We start from the raw sequence: 13,366 nt of genomic DNA, 5'->3' as shown, positions 1-13,366 counted from the left end.
TGGTGCTAATAATCCTGCGTTAGGGATAGAAGTTTTTATCCCTACTTGGGATACTTCTATTCCTTTTTTACATTTTACATTACAAAAAAGGAAATACTATGACAAATTTAGAATTACAAAAAGAACTACAAAACGCAAACGAACTCATCAAAGAGCTTCGAAACGAAAACGACTACAAAGAAGCTTACATAAGAGTCCTACAGGTTGCAGAGACAAATATCTTATCTTATGAAATGGCAAATGCCTTAAGTTTCATCAAGGATAACAGGCTTGGAGGCTATGCAAACTATTTTTGTGCGGGTGAGTATTTAGAAGAAGCTTTGAGTGATTATTTTGAAGAGTGTGGGATTGATGATTTAGATTCCATAGCAAGAAATAATTTTAATGATTGGTTGCGTTGTGAAGGACTTTTAGCCATTGCAGGCGAAAAAATGCTTAAAGAGGCAAATGTCTTTTTAGATGATGAAGCGATTAATTTGTTTGATTTTGTAGATTTAAGAAGCGATTCAACTGTCCTTTATCTGCAAAATGGCGAAGAGGTAGAAAAAATGCTAAGAGGGTTTATCAAGCAAGTTGATTTTGAAAAGCTAGACCTTGAAGCAGAAAAAGGCTTTGGAAGTGATTTTAAAGATTATTTTGCTTTTAAGTGTTTGGTAAAGCTTATCAACGAGTGTAAGGAGCGAAACGCTTAGTTTCTGCCCCCTATGTTAGCCCAAGTTGAGGGATAGAAGTTTTTTATCCCACTTGGGAATTCTATTCTTTTTTATCTAATTATAAATTAACAAAAAGGAAATGTTATGACACAAATTATAAAAGACTTGAAACAAGCGGCAAAAAACAATGAAATCGTTTTAATACGAATAAGTGTTTCAAAAAGTCGTATGTTAAAGAAGTTTAGGGTGTATTACTATCACAACAATCAATATCGACCTATCCCATTGGAAATTGCTAAAGAACTTGGTAATGGAGTGGATAAAAATGGAGATATAAAAATAAAAGGTTGTGGTTTTAGTGCAAACGATGAGCTATGGAGTAATATTGCAAGAATACTTGAAATTGATAAGTTATCGTATAGATTTCGTAGCTATGTAGGATTTGAGGAGTTTATGGAGTATGACCCTCATATGCAAAAATTAATTCAATTAAAAAACAAGGAAGAACTATGACACATATTAAAAATTTCAAACAAGCCCTTATCAAAGGTGAAGTCGTTTTTATACTAACTAAGGTTTCAAAAGGTGGCATGCAAAGAAGCTTTAAAGTGCTTTATTACCATAAGAAACAATTTAATCCTATCCCCTTAGATATTGCTAAGAGTGTGGGTGATGGTTTAGATAAGAGCGGCGACATTAAGATAAAGGGTTGTGGTATGGATATGAGTTTTGCATTGTGGCTTGAGATAGTGAGATATTTTAAACTAAATTATCAAGAGCTAGGACAAAATTTCAAGGCTTATATTAGCTTTGAAGAGTTTATGCAGTGTAATTCACATATGCAAGAAGTTGTTAATCTTAACAACGAGGTAGCACTATGAAACAAGCAATATTAAAAGAGCTTAACCGCTTTTATGAGCGTAAGTTTTTATGCTTTAAAAAAAGAGGCTTAGTGCTTAAATACAAAGGGGATTTAAAAGACTTTTTCAAAGAATACTCTATCACAAATGAAATGGAATTTTCTAAGCATTTTTATGATTTTAGAGATGAAGTTTTAATTTCAAATGGGCTTGATGAGATGAGCTTTTGCGTGGATAATGATTTACTTTATCCACAGCACTTTGGCTTAACTAATGTCCCTTTGTTTGGATTTGGTGGTTCTTTATGGGGGCAGGAAGAGTATCCTGCTAGATTTATCTTTGCCTATTCTTCTTATGTGTTCTTTGACTTTGTGGAAGAGCTTATAAAAAATGGCGAAGTGTGCTTTGATTGTTTCATTGATAATACCGAAGCTTATGATAGAGCTTTGGAATTAGATGTGGTATAATGAAAGGAAAATAAAATGGAGCAAATGGTGAAGAAACTTAGTCTTAATCAAAGTGCTAGAGTTTTAATTGAAAACTTTGTTAATAAGCATTTTGAAGGTGGCAATAAGCAAGAACTTATCAATGAAGCGGTGCAAATCGCTGAAGCACTTGTTAATGATGTTGGCAAAGATAACGCTTTAAGCGTTAATGAGCTAAAAGATGAGGCGATTGATAAGATTAAAAGCGAGTTAGCTACTAAGGACTTCGTTGATAGAAGAATTGCGGAAACTGAGTTAGGTCTTGATAGAAAGATTACTGAGCTTGAATTAAAAATGGAAAAAAGGTTTTCTAAAATAGAAACCTATATGGTTGCCATTATCATTCTTGTTATAGTCTTACAACCTAGAGTTTTTGACTTTCTAACTTCTATCTTTAAATAATATAGCAGAGGAGGAAAACCGATGACTATTGTTTTAGAAAATGCTAATGAGACGGTATTAGATAGTATTAAAGACTTGGTTAAAAATTTTAACAATGTTAAATATACTGTTGAACCCAGCTTTGCAGTTTTACAACAAAAAGCTAAAGAAGCAAAAGAAATAGCCGACCTTAAGGCAAAACTTGCTGATAAAAATCGTTGGCAAAAAGCTTTAGATGAGGCTTCTAAAGATGAAGAATATAAAAAAGAAATAATGGAGTGGGAGCGATTAGGTTAATCCCCACACCTTAAAAATGATAAATCTTATTATCACTTCAATTCTTCATTAATACTATTTAGGTCCTAAGTCGGGATACAAGCTATCCCACTTGGGAAAATACTCTTTACATTATGTAAATAATACAAGCTTGTATCCTTTTTATCTACAAAGTCTTTGTCTAGGCTTTGCTTACTTCAAAAAGGAAATACAATGATTTATCTTAATACTAACAAACTCACCCATCGCTATGCTTTAGCAGTTAGAGCTGGGTTAAGTGATACAAGGAAAAGCCATTTTTTAATGCAGTTAAACAATTTTGTTTTAGCACAAACGAATGAGCTTTATAGAAGCGGTGCAGATAAAGAACTTAAAAAGTGTATTAAAGCAATTTTGAGTGAGAACCTAAGTAAGGGTTATCATCAGCTTTTAATTCTTTTTAGTGCTTTAAAAGCAATTATTGCTGAATTTACAAGTGCTTTTACTTTGTCCTTTATAGAGCTTTACGAGCAAATCACAAAGGAGGGTAAATGAAAATAGGACCTTGGAGAACAGTCAATATTTACGCAAATAATTTTTCACAGGCAAAAACAATTCATCTTACAAAGCATAGAACGATGAAAGATTTTTCTTATATCTCGTTTAATGTCGATATTTCTGTAAGACCTGACTTGTTTGAAGATATGGTTAAAAAGACCACAGAGCATTTAGGAATTCTTTTGCAAAAGGCAAATTATGACCTTAGTGTCTTTGCTAATGAGGGCATTAGAATAGTAAGGTATTTAGGTGTGTCAAATGACGCTTTTAGCACTGAAAGCATTAATTTGCGTTTCAATGAAGAAGGACAGCTTGCAATGTTTCATAATCACTCTTGTGATAAAAGCAAAGAATTTTCAAGCTTTGCGTGGGCGTTGTGGAGTTATGTCAATGATTTAATATTAGAAAAGAAAGGAGCTTAGTATGGGTTGTAGAGCTTATACTGTTACAAGATATGAAAAGGATTATGGGGATTGCTTAGGGTTTAATTATGACCTTGATGGTTTTTGCGAATTTGTGGAAAAACTTGCTATTGAGTTTTTTATAGAAGATGATTTAGTAGAGCTAAACACAAATGAGCTTTTATCTTTAAATCCAAAACAATTAGAGTTAAACGAGGAAGAATTAGAACTTCTTCGCTCTTTACAAGAAGTCGCTGCGAGAGCAACTTATGCAATCGATGGCTATTTTAGAATAGAGTGGCTTTAAGGGGGTGTAAATGAGTGGTTTTAAAATTATTTCATCAAAGCACTTTGCTGAGAAGCTACAAGATAGAAGAGTTGATTTAAGCTTAATTGCTTCAATCTATACAGAGCTTGCCAAAAATCCTTTTGCAAAAATCCATAAAATCAGCAATGGTGATTCAGCTATTGTGTTTGCTGTGGATAGGGAAAGAGGCGAGATTAAGATTATTACAGGGTATCCTGTCAATAAATAGAAAGGAAATACAATGAAAAAAATGCAAAGAAATGTTGCTGTGTTAGCTAGTTATAAAAGAGAACTTTCTCTTAATACTCGTGTGAGTAAAGACAAAAGCAAATACAGCCGTAAGGAAAAACATAAAGCTAGGCTTTATGTTTAGTTGTGGTATAATAAAAGAAAATGTAAGGAGTTAAAATGCCTATGCAAGAGACTTTTAATACAACACTTTCTTTGACTTTGCCTATACAGGCTAAGTCTTTAATGGATAATCTCTTACAAGATGACAATAGTGAAAAACTTGCAAGCATTATTGCTAAAAGTTTGGAACTTAGAGCAAAAGAATTAGAGATTAAAAAGTGTGTCGAAGATATGGAAAAAGCCGAAGAAGACGGCGAAATCGCCAAATTGCTTCGCGAGGAAGAGAAGTGGGAAGATGATATTGTCCCAAAAGCTGTGGTATAATTTGTGTATTCTATACGCAAAGGAAACCTAATGAAAAACAAAGCTTTTATTCAAAAAGCTAAAGAGGAGCAAAAAATGATAGTGCAAGCTAATTTAAGCAACGAGCTAGAAGATTTAGAGATTGCTCGTATCATTAAAGAAAGAGTGTTAGATAAAAAAGAGTTAAACTTCGTTTCCGAAGAGGAGATGGAAAAATACTTTAATCAAAAAGGCGTATTTGTATAAAATATGCTTCATGCCTGAAGTATTTGACGACCTTGATAAACTTCCAAAAGAGGTTTTAAAAGAAGTCAAATCTTATTTCAATGCCTACAAAATTAACCCCTTTGCCTATTCGCAACCTTTACAAAACAAATTTGGACTTAACTTAAGCTCTTGTAGAAAGACTTATGTTGCTAATGCAACTTATAGAATTATTTTGCAAGTAGAAAATAAAGTGGCTAAAGTCGTTTGTATTATTGCGGTTGGTAAAAGAGAAGATTTAAAAGCATATAAAGAGGCTGATTTACGCATAAAATCTAACACTTAATGTTTTCAAACCCGAGTTGGGATAGAAGTTTTTATCCCTACTTGGGATACTTCTATTCCTTTTTTATATTTTTATATTACAAAAAAGGAAAAACTATGATAAAAACATATTACAAAATCGAGGACGAAGTTACAGTAGAGGAGTTAGTAAGCTTTATTAGCCACGAAAAAGATTTTTGTTGGTCTAATTATGCAAACTTCACATTAAATGGCTATGAATTTACATTGTCAAGAAGTGATTATAACCCTCTTGAAGATGACAGCTATGCCCCTAAACTCTTAAGCTTTTCAAAGAAATACACTTATGGAGTTAAAGAGTTGAGAAATAAAGAGGGCGAGTTAATCAACATTATAGATGAGTGCGATGATTTAGACGAAATAGAAAGCTGGTTGGAAAAAAACGACTATGTTTATGCTCCGTTTGAAAAATACGAACACGGCTTGATAGCCTTTCGTTTGCTAACAGACAAATATAGCAATTTAACTTGCAGATTTGATTCTTGCATAGGAGGCTATTTGGTGATGAAGAAAAGCGACTTAAGAGAATTTAGAAATGTAAAAAAGCTAACCGATAAAGTCTTACAAAAAGAATTTGCTTATTGGAACAGCTTACTTGGTAGTTTTACAAATTACATTAATGGTTCTCAATATGAAGCTAACATAGAAGGCAATGGATTTTATGAATCTTACTTTGCAAATAGCTTAGAAGAGCTTTGTGAGTTCATCTTGCCTTTTCTTAACAAGCAAGTTGCTTAAACTTTAATTTTAACCCGAGTTGGGAATAGAACTTTCCCGCTCGGGGATTTCTATTCCTTATTTTTGATTTTATGATAGAATAGGGAGGAAATCAAATGAAATCAATTTTTACTGTTGTTGCACGCTTTGCAGAGGCTATAGGCTTAGGACTCTTTGTCAATGCCTTATATAGCTTTCAAACAAGTGGTGAAAGTTCTACTTTCATCATAATGGCGGAGAGTGCATTGATTATTCTTACTTCAATCTTATGTAGCGTAATGATAAGTAGGAAATAATCCTTAAAGGAGACTATATGGATACATACACTTTAGTTGTTTCCATTGTATCGTTTGTGCTAATTGCAATTAATTGCGTTGGCATAGCCTATGCGATAAAAAAGAACGCTTAAGCGTTAATTACTTCAATCCTAAGTTGGGATACAAGCTATCCCACTTGGGATACTTCTATTTATACTACTTAGAAACGCTTGTATTCCTTTTTTAACAACTTAAAGGTTAAACGGGGCTTTGCGTTAGCAAAGGGTCGGGTTGCCTTTAGCGTTTGTTACTTTAGCGAGGCTTTGCCTTGCGTTAAAAGTAAATGAAAAAGGAAAAACTATGGAAAAAAATAAATTTGATGAATTTGTAGCAAAGAATTTGCCAAAAGCTTTAAAAAAGGCAAGTTTGCAAGATTTAGGTGATAGAGCTTCTTATGTAGGCTCATCAGACATTTCAAGTTGTTTAAGAAAAACCTACTTAGATAAGACAAGCGAAAACGATTACGATTTAGCTACGCTGATTCGTTTTCAAAGAGGACATGTGGCTGAGGGCATTGTTAAAGCTATGCTTGATGGATTAAATCCCATTTCTCAGTTAGAACTTAGCTCATCATACGAGGGTGTTACGCTTAAAGCTCACATTGATTTTACTTTAGAAACTAAAAATGAAATCATTATCGTAGAAGCAAAGAGTGTTAGCACTAAGGTTGATGAGCCTTATTTAAGTTGGAATTTGCAGGTGCAGTATCAAATGGCAATGTTAGCTAAAAGCAAGAGCAAAAATATAAGAGCTTATGTTGTGGCTATCAATGTCAATACAGGTTGGTTTAAAAGCTTTGAAATCGAAAGAAACGAAGCTTTAACACAAATAGCGTTTGAAAAGGCTAAAAAGCTTTCTCTTGCTTTACAAAGTAAGGTGGAGCCTGAAGCTGAAATTCAACTTTTTTGTGGAGTTTGTTCTCACAAAGCAACTTGCCCTTTAATGCTTAAGGGAGCAAGTGAGCTAAGTGGAGAGCTTTTAAGTATAGCACAAAGCTTAATAGAGCTAAATACTAAGAAAAAAGAGCTAGAACTTGAGCTTGATGAGAAAAAGGCTATACTTGAAGAATATATGCGTTCTCACAATGCTAAAAAACTTCAGGTTGAAAATAGCTTCATCACGCTTTCAAACGACACTCAAACCACAAGCTTTGATACCAAAGCCTTGCAAAAAGATAATCCTAGCCTTTATGAAGAGCTTTTTGAAAAATATCAAAAAACTTCACAAAGAAAAGGTTATATCAGCATAAAATAAAACAAGGAGAATACGATTATCTTGATTATGAAGGTAAGGTTAAACTTGTTAAAGTTCTAGCCTACTTTCGTTAAGCAAAATTAAGCCCGAGTTGGGATACAAGCTATCCCACTTGGGATACTTCTATTCCTTTTTATTTTAAATTAAAAGGAGCAATTATGCAACAAGTTTTTAACGAAGAATATGACTTAAAAAGGGAATTAAAAAAGCTTAAAAGAGAATTAAAGCAAGCAAAAGAGCATATTAAGGTTTCAAAAATAAGCCTTTCTTATTACAAAGCTTGTTTTGAGATTATGCAAGCGGCTTGCACGCCTTCAATAGAAGACGCCGCTTTTCAATTTGCCTTAGATTTTATAAGGAATAACAAACTTGGAGGTAATGCAAATGATTGCTATTTCCTTGCAGGGAATTTTTTAAAAGAAGCCGTTAATGACTTCTATAATGAAAGCAAAATCTACATAGACCACAGCAAAACCTTAGAAGAACAAGCGGAATTTAGATACTTGTTTAGAAAAAGGGGGCTTATGGAGTCTATAGGAGCAAAAATGCTTAAAAAAGCAAATCGCTTTTTAAGAGAACAGGGTTTTTCTCACATTAAGCTAGAAACAATCATTTATTTTTTAGCGGAGTGGGATAGGCTTTTAATTAGGAATGTGGAAGAGGTTGAGGCACTTTTAAAAGAGCCTTTAGAAAAACTTGATTTTAATGCACTAGAACTTGAAGCACAAAAGGGTCCTTTGGGCTATACCGATTATTTTTGCTTTAAATGTTTAGTGAAATTAATCAATGAAACTAAGGAGTATGACAATGATTGAGAACAATATCACACAAAGCGAACTTGCTAATCCGCTTAACGAGCATTTGATGTATATCAATGAGGTAAAAAATGCCCTCATTAAAGCTTATGAAGCAACTGAAGAGCTTTGTGGCTATTACGCACATAATCAAAGCTTATACAATCAAATTAGCAGGACTTTGTATAGGATTGAGGAAGCAGATAAGAATCTTAATGAGTTATTTGCTTTAGAATAGAGTTGCCTTTTTAAAGGTTGAAATTTTACACCTACTATTTGTGCTATAATATGTGTATAAATTAACACATAAAGGAATACAAATGCAAAGAGTTCATGTAACACTAAGCGATGAAGTGGGCGGTATGCTAAATGAATTAGTAAAGGATTTAAAGATGAGTAAAACTCAAATCTTAACACATGCCTTAAAAGAAATGCACGAAAAGCGAAGAATTGAAATTCGTAAAGCTTTATGGCAGAAAGGTTTTGACGCATTTAAAGATGATGAAGAGTTTCAAAAAGAACAGCTTGAACTTGCTGAGGCAGGAGTGGGCGATGGCATTATCTAAAACGGTTAAGTATGGCGAACTTTGGATTACTGATTTTGAGCCACAAATGGGCGAAGAAATCACCAAAAAACGCCCTGCATTGATTGTTAGTAATACTCAGTTTAATCTAAGCCAAAAACTTGTCTTTGTCGTGCCTTTAACAACTTGGCAACAAAGATTTTATAAAGGAATTTGGTTTTTGAGGATTAACAAAAATGCTACAAACGGCTTAGATGTCGATTCTGCAATTAATTGCTCTCAGCTTAAATCTTTTTCAAAAGATAGACTGATTAAAAAAATAGGGGAGGTTGATGAGAAAATTTTAAAAGAAGTCAAATTTATCATTGACGAAATCTTAGACTCTCGTTTTAACTAATACCTATTAACAAACTGCGTTTTCACTACATACAAACATTAATTTCCTATCAATACCATTGTTATGTTGATATAAAAATGTAGTGCTTATTTTCATAATCTCGCCCATAGGGGATACTTTTATCCCCTTAAGGGTTATGAGTGTCTTCTTGGGCTAAGTCTTTGGAGGACACAATGAATACTTTAATATTTGATACAAGTTTAGTGGTTACTAAACTTGCAAGGGCTTTAGCTTATAAAGAGGCTAAAAAGGATAAGAGTCAGGTTGATTTTTATATCAATCTTTTTAAAAGACAAATCACAAGTTCTATTAAACTTACCGAACACTTCAAGCAAAGAGTCGAACAACGCTTTGAATCTTTAGAAGCGGACTTACTCTCTTGTGCGATTTCTCGCTCCATTAGAAACACTTCGCCTTTAAGTAGAGGGGCTGAATATCACATTGCAAAAACCCAAAAATACCTTGACAATGAAAGCAATATCGTTGTTGTTTTAGAAAGACAAGGGGAATTTGGAGCAGTGTTAGTTACCACTTATAAAAGAGGTGAGGAAAACTTACTGAGTGATGAGGAATTAATGGATTTGAAAAATAGAGGTGTGCTATGAGTTTATGTGATATAGGGTTTTACGCCTGCGTTTATCTTTGTATTTGTTTAGTTTGCTTTGTTGTATCACTAAGACTAAATAAGCAAAGAGGATTTTTAGAGCTAATAAGATTTTTTCTAACCGTGCCTTTGGTGTGGTTAGAGCTTATTATAGAAAGTTTGAAAGGTAAAAGATGACAGTTTATGATGACAATGCGGCTTTATGGCTTGAGTATGCTTTAGAGGATATGAAAAGAAGAAATGATTGGGAATTCCCCCAAGAAATAAAATTCTTCTTATATGAAACCATAGAAACAAGAGGCTTCACAATCAAAGATGACCCGAATGAAACCTTATGGTTTCTCGATGATTTCTATATCAATGGAAATTGGGGACATATCGATGAAATGGAGTGGAGTAAGGAAGAAGCCTTAAGGCTTTATGAGGAAGGCAACCTATCATTTTATGATGAAGAGAGTGGTTACTATGTGGAAAGCCTTTAAGGAGGATAGCTAATGTTAAGAAATGTTTTTGATTTAATGGAATTTGTGAGTAAATATACAAAAGATTTGCTCGATGAATTTGAGGAGCTTGAAGAAGATGGTGTTGATGTTTATCAATACCTCAATGACTATCAAGCAAAGTATCAAGCCAAGCTTGAAGAATTTTTTGATAGCGAATATGGCGAAGCTTTTGAATTTAATGCAAGCGATATTTTTGGCTTAAAAGATGAAGTTAAAAAGGCTAAAAAAGATTTTTTGTTAGACATTTACAGCTATGCGAGTTTTGAAGATTTTCAAAAATTTAATGACTACAAAAAAGTCGCAGGTTTTAATAATGTCTTAAACTATCTCTCTCATATCCCACACGATTTTCACATAGAGCTTTATGAGAATCATCAAAAGCTTTTTGGGGATTTGCGTTTTAGTGAAATTGAGGGCGAAGTAGAAAAACTGTTTTTTGAACTACACGATGAAGTTTATAGTAAGTTTGAAAACAAGCTTATAAGCTTAGATAATGAACTACCTCATTTTTATCCTCAAGATGAAAAAGAGTTGGTTTATCTTTTAAGCAAATTTGAGCCAAATCGTGTATGTGAAAGTCCATTTTTAAGGAGGAAGCAATGACAAAAGATTTACGAAAAATGATACTTAAGGCTTATAAAAGCCTTGATAGTTTGGGTGTGAGTTTGCATAAAAATTTCTATTATACTTTAGGAGTTTATGCTTTGGAATTTTTTGAAAACGAGTGGGAAAGTTACGCTTTGGGAAGTGAAAGTTTGTATATTGATAAAGAGGAAAAAATACTTTATGAAGCCTTTTTTCATACACTTTTTCTTAACAATGCCTCTCTTTTTCATTATCGTGGTAAAAAGCAGGGTTTTTATGGCAAATATTATTTTGTCAAAAAATACGGACTTTTAGAATTTCATTAAGGAGGTATAATGCTTAAAAAGCTTAAATACAAAAAAATGAATAATCTCAAAGCTGTAAGATTAAATAATGGTTGCGATTTTAAATGTAATACTATTATTGAAAACTACCGTTTTGATAAGAGTGGAAAAAATATCACTTCTACTAAGTTAAAAGGCTTTATTTTGGAGGACGGCGATATTTTTGATGTAAATTTTATTGAAAGCGTTTTATGGGTTGATTTAAGCGATAAGGATAAAAATGAGTATTGGATAGATTTACCAAGCTATGCAGAAGACTTTTATCTTGAAAAACCCATAAGCGTTGAAGCTTATTTTAGTTGATTATGAATCAATAATCTAATCCTAAAAGGGATTGCTTAATCCCTTAGGGGATTAGTGTTTATCCCTTTCATCTTGAAAGGAAAATGATGAAATACGATTTTTACGAATTCTTAGAAATAGAAGCTTTATTGTTTGTTTGTGCTTTTATCTTTGCTCTAATGGGCTGTATGATACTTTCTCTTATAAGTCTTGCCCTTATTCATATTGTGGCAGTGCTTTATCCTTTACTTTGGATAGGAGATTATCTCATACAAAAAACAAAAACAAAGCTAGGTAAAAGAAAGGAGTTTAAAAATGCTTAAACTTATCCTTGGAACAATGAAGTCAGGCAAGAGTTTAAGGCTGCTTGATGAAGCCTTTTTATTAATTAAAAAGTCCTATCCCAAAAAAGCAAATTTCATTATTATAAGAAATAGTAAGGATACAAGAGAGTTTTTTACAAGAAGTTCTAATTATGAGGACTTTATCTTTCACTTTGGTGATGAGAAAACTTCTTTAGAGCCTTATGATAATATCTTTATTGATGAAGTGCAGTTTTTTGACAAAAGCTATGTCAATAAAATCATTAAACTAAGCTTTAGCAAAGACATTTTTGTTGCGGGGCTTAAGGCTGATGTGAAGAATAAAATTTGGGCGAATGTGGCAAAGCTTATTCCTTATGCTGATGATATTATCTATCCTAAAGCTCATTGTGATAAGTGTGGTGAAAGTCCTGCTTGTTTTCATTTGGGAAGTGGGAAAATAGGTAATGATTATTTGGTGCTATGTAAGCAATGCTACAAGGAGGGATTAAAATGAGAGAAGCTTTAAATGTGTTTTACCAAGCTTTTTGTCCGTATGGCGAAGAAGAGCTAATACGAGCTTTTGAGTTTATGCGATTTAATGGCGATGTAAGAGAAGGCGATGAGCCTTTTGTGCTTTTTTCTTGGTTGAAACAAAGCGTGGATAATGGTGATTATGAGGATTATTTTAGTGTTAATCTTATGCAAGTGCTTAAAGATAAAACCGAGCTAGATACTTACAATAGTCGTAAGGGATTAAGTTATCTTAGATTTAAGATTTTAGAGCTTTATGGCAAAAATTTAGCTTGGCAACTTTCTCATAAAATTACTCTAAGTGATGAAGGCGAAACAAAGCCTTTTTGTGTCCCTAAAAAGCTATTAAAGTTATTACGCAAAGACAAAGAAAAATATGAGGAACTTCTTCGAATAAAAGAGTTTCGGTTTTTGCTTAATTTAATGATAGCTGTGGATTAATCTTGGCAAGTGTTGTTTCTTTAGCTTTTGGGCTATGGGAACTAAAAGTATGCTATAATGAAAGGAAAATAATGCAAGGAAATAATATGGCACAAGAATTTGTGTTAAGTGAAGGTGTTAAGGCTTTAATCGTAGCTTATGTTAAGGATAAAACCGAAGAAAATCTTATCAAGGCTTTTGCTGAGTTTGGTCTGCAAAATAATCGTTTTGCAAAGGAGCTTAAGCACATTGCCATTGATGAGTTTAGAGCGGAAATTGACAGGCTTGTAACTCGTGATGAATTTCAAGCAAGCATGCAAGCTCTTGAGGCTAGATTAGAGTCTAAAATTTTAGAGGCAAAGCTAGAGCTAAAAGAAGAAATAGCTCAAATTAGAACCGAAATGGCGGAGCTTAAAACGGAACTAAAGCAAGACATTGCTGATGTTCGTGCTGAAATGGCAGAAGTTAAAGCTGAGTTGAGTAAAACACGAGTGGAAATTAAATATGCAGTCTTTGCAATCGCCGCTTTGATGTTTATACTTCAACCTACTATTTTTGAGTGGATTAAATCCATACTCGGCTTTACAAAGTAAGGCTTAACTACACAATCCTAAGTTGGGATACAAGCTTATCCCACTTGGGACTTACTATTTATTTTCATACTTAGT

The 13,366-nt window shown here is 33.2% G+C and carries 31 protein-coding genes; all 31 read left to right on the top strand.

The window, feature by feature from the left end; genetic code table 11:
- Positions 1 to 98 precede the first annotated feature (98 nt).
- The 31 genes from CHELV3228_RS05170 to CHELV3228_RS05025 all read left to right on the top strand — a co-directional run bounded on the left by CHELV3228_RS05170 (position 99) and on the right by CHELV3228_RS05025 (position 13,291).
- Complete coding sequence (locus CHELV3228_RS05170; protein ID WP_082199848.1) at positions 99 to 692, top strand: hypothetical protein; 594 nt, start codon at positions 99 to 101, stop codon at positions 690 to 692.
- 105 nt (positions 693 to 797) lie between these two features.
- Positions 798 to 1,166: a hypothetical protein gene (locus CHELV3228_RS05165; RefSeq protein ID WP_082199847.1), complete on the top strand. Its 369-nt coding sequence runs from the start codon at positions 798 to 800 to the stop codon at positions 1,164 to 1,166.
- A complete protein-coding gene (locus CHELV3228_RS05160; RefSeq protein ID WP_082199846.1) occupies positions 1,163 to 1,534 on the top strand; it encodes a hypothetical protein in 372 nt (123 codons plus the stop codon). Before CHELV3228_RS05165 ends, CHELV3228_RS05160 begins: the two co-directional genes overlap by 4 nt.
- Positions 1,531 to 1,980, top strand: a complete 450-nt coding sequence (locus CHELV3228_RS05155) for a hypothetical protein (RefSeq protein WP_082199845.1) — start codon at positions 1,531 to 1,533, stop codon at positions 1,978 to 1,980. The genes CHELV3228_RS05160 and CHELV3228_RS05155 overlap by 4 nt, the downstream gene beginning before the upstream one ends.
- Before the next feature lie 15 nt (positions 1,981 to 1,995).
- A complete protein-coding gene (locus CHELV3228_RS05150; protein WP_082199844.1) occupies positions 1,996 to 2,400 on the top strand; it encodes a hypothetical protein in 405 nt (134 codons plus the stop codon).
- Positions 2,401 to 2,421: 21 nt separating this feature from the next.
- Positions 2,422 to 2,676 (top strand): hypothetical protein, encoded by a 255-nt coding sequence (locus CHELV3228_RS05145; RefSeq protein WP_082199843.1) that lies wholly within the window; start codon positions 2,422 to 2,424, stop codon positions 2,674 to 2,676.
- Positions 2,677 to 2,868: 192 nt separating this feature from the next.
- Entirely contained in the window at positions 2,869 to 3,189 is a 321-nt protein-coding gene (locus CHELV3228_RS05140; RefSeq protein ID WP_082199842.1) for a hypothetical protein, read from the top strand.
- Positions 3,186 to 3,614, top strand: coding sequence for a hypothetical protein (locus CHELV3228_RS05135; protein ID WP_082199841.1), 429 nt, complete (start codon positions 3,186 to 3,188; stop codon positions 3,612 to 3,614). The genes CHELV3228_RS05140 and CHELV3228_RS05135 overlap by 4 nt, the downstream gene beginning before the upstream one ends.
- 1 nt (position 3,615) lies before the next feature.
- On the top strand, positions 3,616 to 3,900 hold the full coding sequence (locus CHELV3228_RS05130; RefSeq protein WP_082199840.1) for a hypothetical protein: 285 nt from the start codon (positions 3,616 to 3,618) through the stop codon (positions 3,898 to 3,900).
- A 10-nt stretch (positions 3,901 to 3,910) separates the two neighbouring features.
- A complete protein-coding gene (locus tag CHELV3228_RS05125) occupies positions 3,911 to 4,129 on the top strand; it encodes a hypothetical protein (RefSeq protein WP_082199839.1) in 219 nt (72 codons plus the stop codon).
- A 12-nt stretch (positions 4,130 to 4,141) separates the two neighbouring features.
- The gene (locus tag CHELV3228_RS10685) at positions 4,142 to 4,273 is read left to right on the top strand and encodes a hypothetical protein (RefSeq protein ID WP_255303412.1); all 132 of its coding nucleotides are present in this window, start codon (positions 4,142 to 4,144) and stop codon (positions 4,271 to 4,273) included.
- A gap of 35 nt (positions 4,274 to 4,308) precedes the next feature.
- Complete coding sequence (locus tag CHELV3228_RS05120) at positions 4,309 to 4,575, top strand: hypothetical protein (protein ID WP_082199838.1); 267 nt, start codon at positions 4,309 to 4,311, stop codon at positions 4,573 to 4,575.
- 30 nt (positions 4,576 to 4,605) lie between these two features.
- Positions 4,606 to 4,800 carry a hypothetical protein gene (locus CHELV3228_RS05115; protein ID WP_082199837.1) on the top strand — a complete coding sequence of 65 codons (195 nt, stop codon included), beginning with the start codon at positions 4,606 to 4,608 and terminating at the stop codon, positions 4,798 to 4,800.
- 10 nt (positions 4,801 to 4,810) lie between these two features.
- Positions 4,811 to 5,104 (top strand): type II toxin-antitoxin system RelE family toxin, encoded by a 294-nt coding sequence (locus CHELV3228_RS05110; RefSeq protein WP_234981022.1) that lies wholly within the window; start codon positions 4,811 to 4,813, stop codon positions 5,102 to 5,104.
- Positions 5,105 to 5,199: 95 nt separating this feature from the next.
- On the top strand, positions 5,200 to 5,859 hold the full coding sequence (locus CHELV3228_RS05105; protein WP_082199836.1) for a hypothetical protein: 660 nt from the start codon (positions 5,200 to 5,202) through the stop codon (positions 5,857 to 5,859).
- A 95-nt stretch (positions 5,860 to 5,954) separates the two neighbouring features.
- Positions 5,955 to 6,134: a hypothetical protein gene (locus CHELV3228_RS05100; protein ID WP_082199835.1), complete on the top strand. Its 180-nt coding sequence runs from the start codon at positions 5,955 to 5,957 to the stop codon at positions 6,132 to 6,134.
- Between the two features lie 321 nt (positions 6,135 to 6,455).
- Complete coding sequence (locus CHELV3228_RS05095; protein WP_082200754.1) at positions 6,456 to 7,409, top strand: PD-(D/E)XK nuclease family protein; 954 nt, start codon at positions 6,456 to 6,458, stop codon at positions 7,407 to 7,409.
- 158 nt (positions 7,410 to 7,567) lie between these two features.
- Positions 7,568 to 8,224, top strand: coding sequence for a hypothetical protein (locus CHELV3228_RS05090; RefSeq protein WP_082199834.1), 657 nt, complete (start codon positions 7,568 to 7,570; stop codon positions 8,222 to 8,224).
- Positions 8,217 to 8,441, top strand: a complete 225-nt coding sequence (locus CHELV3228_RS05085) for a hypothetical protein (protein ID WP_082199833.1) — start codon at positions 8,217 to 8,219, stop codon at positions 8,439 to 8,441. Before CHELV3228_RS05090 ends, CHELV3228_RS05085 begins: the two co-directional genes overlap by 8 nt.
- A gap of 82 nt (positions 8,442 to 8,523) precedes the next feature.
- A complete protein-coding gene (locus tag CHELV3228_RS05080; RefSeq protein WP_082199832.1) occupies positions 8,524 to 8,769 on the top strand; it encodes a hypothetical protein in 246 nt (81 codons plus the stop codon).
- The gene (locus tag CHELV3228_RS05075; protein WP_082199831.1) at positions 8,756 to 9,124 is read left to right on the top strand and encodes a type II toxin-antitoxin system PemK/MazF family toxin; all 369 of its coding nucleotides are present in this window, start codon (positions 8,756 to 8,758) and stop codon (positions 9,122 to 9,124) included. The genes CHELV3228_RS05080 and CHELV3228_RS05075 overlap by 14 nt, the downstream gene beginning before the upstream one ends.
- A gap of 140 nt (positions 9,125 to 9,264) precedes the next feature.
- Positions 9,265 to 9,729 carry a hypothetical protein gene (locus CHELV3228_RS05070; RefSeq protein WP_234981024.1) on the top strand — a complete coding sequence of 155 codons (465 nt, stop codon included), beginning with the start codon at positions 9,265 to 9,267 and terminating at the stop codon, positions 9,727 to 9,729.
- A complete protein-coding gene (locus CHELV3228_RS05065) occupies positions 9,726 to 9,905 on the top strand; it encodes a hypothetical protein (RefSeq protein ID WP_082199830.1) in 180 nt (59 codons plus the stop codon). Before CHELV3228_RS05070 ends, CHELV3228_RS05065 begins: the two co-directional genes overlap by 4 nt.
- Positions 9,902 to 10,210 carry a hypothetical protein gene (locus CHELV3228_RS05060; protein WP_082199829.1) on the top strand — a complete coding sequence of 103 codons (309 nt, stop codon included), beginning with the start codon at positions 9,902 to 9,904 and terminating at the stop codon, positions 10,208 to 10,210. Before CHELV3228_RS05065 ends, CHELV3228_RS05060 begins: the two co-directional genes overlap by 4 nt.
- Before the next feature lie 12 nt (positions 10,211 to 10,222).
- Positions 10,223 to 10,834 (top strand): hypothetical protein, encoded by a 612-nt coding sequence (locus tag CHELV3228_RS05055; protein WP_082199828.1) that lies wholly within the window; start codon positions 10,223 to 10,225, stop codon positions 10,832 to 10,834.
- Entirely contained in the window at positions 10,831 to 11,142 is a 312-nt protein-coding gene (locus tag CHELV3228_RS05050) for a hypothetical protein (protein WP_082199827.1), read from the top strand. Before CHELV3228_RS05055 ends, CHELV3228_RS05050 begins: the two co-directional genes overlap by 4 nt.
- A 9-nt stretch (positions 11,143 to 11,151) precedes the next feature.
- Positions 11,152 to 11,463, top strand: coding sequence for a hypothetical protein (locus tag CHELV3228_RS05045; protein WP_082199826.1), 312 nt, complete (start codon positions 11,152 to 11,154; stop codon positions 11,461 to 11,463).
- An 86-nt stretch (positions 11,464 to 11,549) separates the two neighbouring features.
- Positions 11,550 to 11,765, top strand: a complete 216-nt coding sequence (locus CHELV3228_RS05040; protein WP_082199825.1) for a hypothetical protein — start codon at positions 11,550 to 11,552, stop codon at positions 11,763 to 11,765.
- Positions 11,758 to 12,261 (top strand): thymidine kinase, encoded by a 504-nt coding sequence (locus CHELV3228_RS05035; RefSeq protein ID WP_082199824.1) that lies wholly within the window; start codon positions 11,758 to 11,760, stop codon positions 12,259 to 12,261. The genes CHELV3228_RS05040 and CHELV3228_RS05035 overlap by 8 nt, the downstream gene beginning before the upstream one ends.
- The gene (locus CHELV3228_RS05030; RefSeq protein ID WP_082199823.1) at positions 12,258 to 12,719 is read left to right on the top strand and encodes a hypothetical protein; all 462 of its coding nucleotides are present in this window, start codon (positions 12,258 to 12,260) and stop codon (positions 12,717 to 12,719) included. The genes CHELV3228_RS05035 and CHELV3228_RS05030 overlap by 4 nt, the downstream gene beginning before the upstream one ends.
- A gap of 71 nt (positions 12,720 to 12,790) precedes the next feature.
- Positions 12,791 to 13,291 carry a hypothetical protein gene (locus CHELV3228_RS05025; protein WP_082199822.1) on the top strand — a complete coding sequence of 167 codons (501 nt, stop codon included), beginning with the start codon at positions 12,791 to 12,793 and terminating at the stop codon, positions 13,289 to 13,291.
- Positions 13,292 to 13,366 lie beyond the last annotated feature (75 nt).

This window comes from Campylobacter helveticus (assembly GCF_002080395.1).
Lineage (GTDB): Bacteria > Campylobacterota > Campylobacteria > Campylobacterales > Campylobacteraceae > Campylobacter_D > Campylobacter_D helveticus.
The sequence above is the reverse complement of the archived record's forward strand: the minus strand, read 5'-3'. Positions and strand labels throughout refer to the sequence as shown.

Bases quoted from the DNA above. Each gene is read 5' to 3' on its own strand.
- CHELV3228_RS05090 (WP_082199834.1), top strand. From the start codon at position 7,568: ATGCAACAAGTTTTTAACGAAGAATATGACTTAAAAAGGGAATTAAAA.
- CHELV3228_RS05150 (WP_082199844.1), top strand. From the start codon at position 1,996: ATGGAGCAAATGGTGAAGAAACTTAGTCTTAATCAAAGTGCTAGAGTT.
- CHELV3228_RS05025 (WP_082199822.1), top strand. From the start codon at position 12,791: ATGCAAGGAAATAATATGGCACAAGAATTTGTGTTAAGTGAAGGTGTT.
- CHELV3228_RS05095 (WP_082200754.1), top strand. From the start codon at position 6,456: ATGGAAAAAAATAAATTTGATGAATTTGTAGCAAAGAATTTGCCAAAA.
- CHELV3228_RS05170 (WP_082199848.1), top strand. From the start codon at position 99: ATGACAAATTTAGAATTACAAAAAGAACTACAAAACGCAAACGAACTC.
- CHELV3228_RS05040 (WP_082199825.1), top strand. From the start codon at position 11,550: ATGAAATACGATTTTTACGAATTCTTAGAAATAGAAGCTTTATTGTTT.
- CHELV3228_RS05120 (WP_082199838.1), top strand. From the start codon at position 4,309: ATGCCTATGCAAGAGACTTTTAATACAACACTTTCTTTGACTTTGCCT.
- CHELV3228_RS05050 (WP_082199827.1), top strand. From the start codon at position 10,831: ATGACAAAAGATTTACGAAAAATGATACTTAAGGCTTATAAAAGCCTT.
- CHELV3228_RS05110 (WP_234981022.1), top strand. From the start codon at position 4,811: ATGCCTGAAGTATTTGACGACCTTGATAAACTTCCAAAAGAGGTTTTA.
- CHELV3228_RS05055 (WP_082199828.1), top strand. From the start codon at position 10,223: ATGTTAAGAAATGTTTTTGATTTAATGGAATTTGTGAGTAAATATACA.
- CHELV3228_RS05145 (WP_082199843.1), top strand. From the start codon at position 2,422: ATGACTATTGTTTTAGAAAATGCTAATGAGACGGTATTAGATAGTATT.
- CHELV3228_RS05155 (WP_082199845.1), top strand. From the start codon at position 1,531: ATGAAACAAGCAATATTAAAAGAGCTTAACCGCTTTTATGAGCGTAAG.
- CHELV3228_RS05165 (WP_082199847.1), top strand. From the start codon at position 798: ATGACACAAATTATAAAAGACTTGAAACAAGCGGCAAAAAACAATGAA.
- CHELV3228_RS05030 (WP_082199823.1), top strand. From the start codon at position 12,258: ATGAGAGAAGCTTTAAATGTGTTTTACCAAGCTTTTTGTCCGTATGGC.
- CHELV3228_RS05130 (WP_082199840.1), top strand. From the start codon at position 3,616: ATGGGTTGTAGAGCTTATACTGTTACAAGATATGAAAAGGATTATGGG.
- CHELV3228_RS05045 (WP_082199826.1), top strand. From the start codon at position 11,152: ATGCTTAAAAAGCTTAAATACAAAAAAATGAATAATCTCAAAGCTGTA.
- CHELV3228_RS05115 (WP_082199837.1), top strand. From the start codon at position 4,606: ATGAAAAACAAAGCTTTTATTCAAAAAGCTAAAGAGGAGCAAAAAATG.
- CHELV3228_RS05060 (WP_082199829.1), top strand. From the start codon at position 9,902: ATGACAGTTTATGATGACAATGCGGCTTTATGGCTTGAGTATGCTTTA.
- CHELV3228_RS05125 (WP_082199839.1), top strand. From the start codon at position 3,911: ATGAGTGGTTTTAAAATTATTTCATCAAAGCACTTTGCTGAGAAGCTA.
- CHELV3228_RS05035 (WP_082199824.1), top strand. From the start codon at position 11,758: ATGCTTAAACTTATCCTTGGAACAATGAAGTCAGGCAAGAGTTTAAGG.
- CHELV3228_RS05065 (WP_082199830.1), top strand. From the start codon at position 9,726: ATGAGTTTATGTGATATAGGGTTTTACGCCTGCGTTTATCTTTGTATT.
- CHELV3228_RS10685 (WP_255303412.1), top strand. From the start codon at position 4,142: ATGAAAAAAATGCAAAGAAATGTTGCTGTGTTAGCTAGTTATAAAAGA.
- CHELV3228_RS05085 (WP_082199833.1), top strand. From the start codon at position 8,217: ATGATTGAGAACAATATCACACAAAGCGAACTTGCTAATCCGCTTAAC.
- CHELV3228_RS05140 (WP_082199842.1), top strand. From the start codon at position 2,869: ATGATTTATCTTAATACTAACAAACTCACCCATCGCTATGCTTTAGCA.
- CHELV3228_RS05075 (WP_082199831.1), top strand. From the start codon at position 8,756: ATGGCATTATCTAAAACGGTTAAGTATGGCGAACTTTGGATTACTGAT.
- CHELV3228_RS05080 (WP_082199832.1), top strand. From the start codon at position 8,524: ATGCAAAGAGTTCATGTAACACTAAGCGATGAAGTGGGCGGTATGCTA.
- CHELV3228_RS05100 (WP_082199835.1), top strand. From the start codon at position 5,955: ATGAAATCAATTTTTACTGTTGTTGCACGCTTTGCAGAGGCTATAGGC.
- CHELV3228_RS05160 (WP_082199846.1), top strand. From the start codon at position 1,163: ATGACACATATTAAAAATTTCAAACAAGCCCTTATCAAAGGTGAAGTC.
- CHELV3228_RS05105 (WP_082199836.1), top strand. From the start codon at position 5,200: ATGATAAAAACATATTACAAAATCGAGGACGAAGTTACAGTAGAGGAG.
- CHELV3228_RS05135 (WP_082199841.1), top strand. From the start codon at position 3,186: ATGAAAATAGGACCTTGGAGAACAGTCAATATTTACGCAAATAATTTT.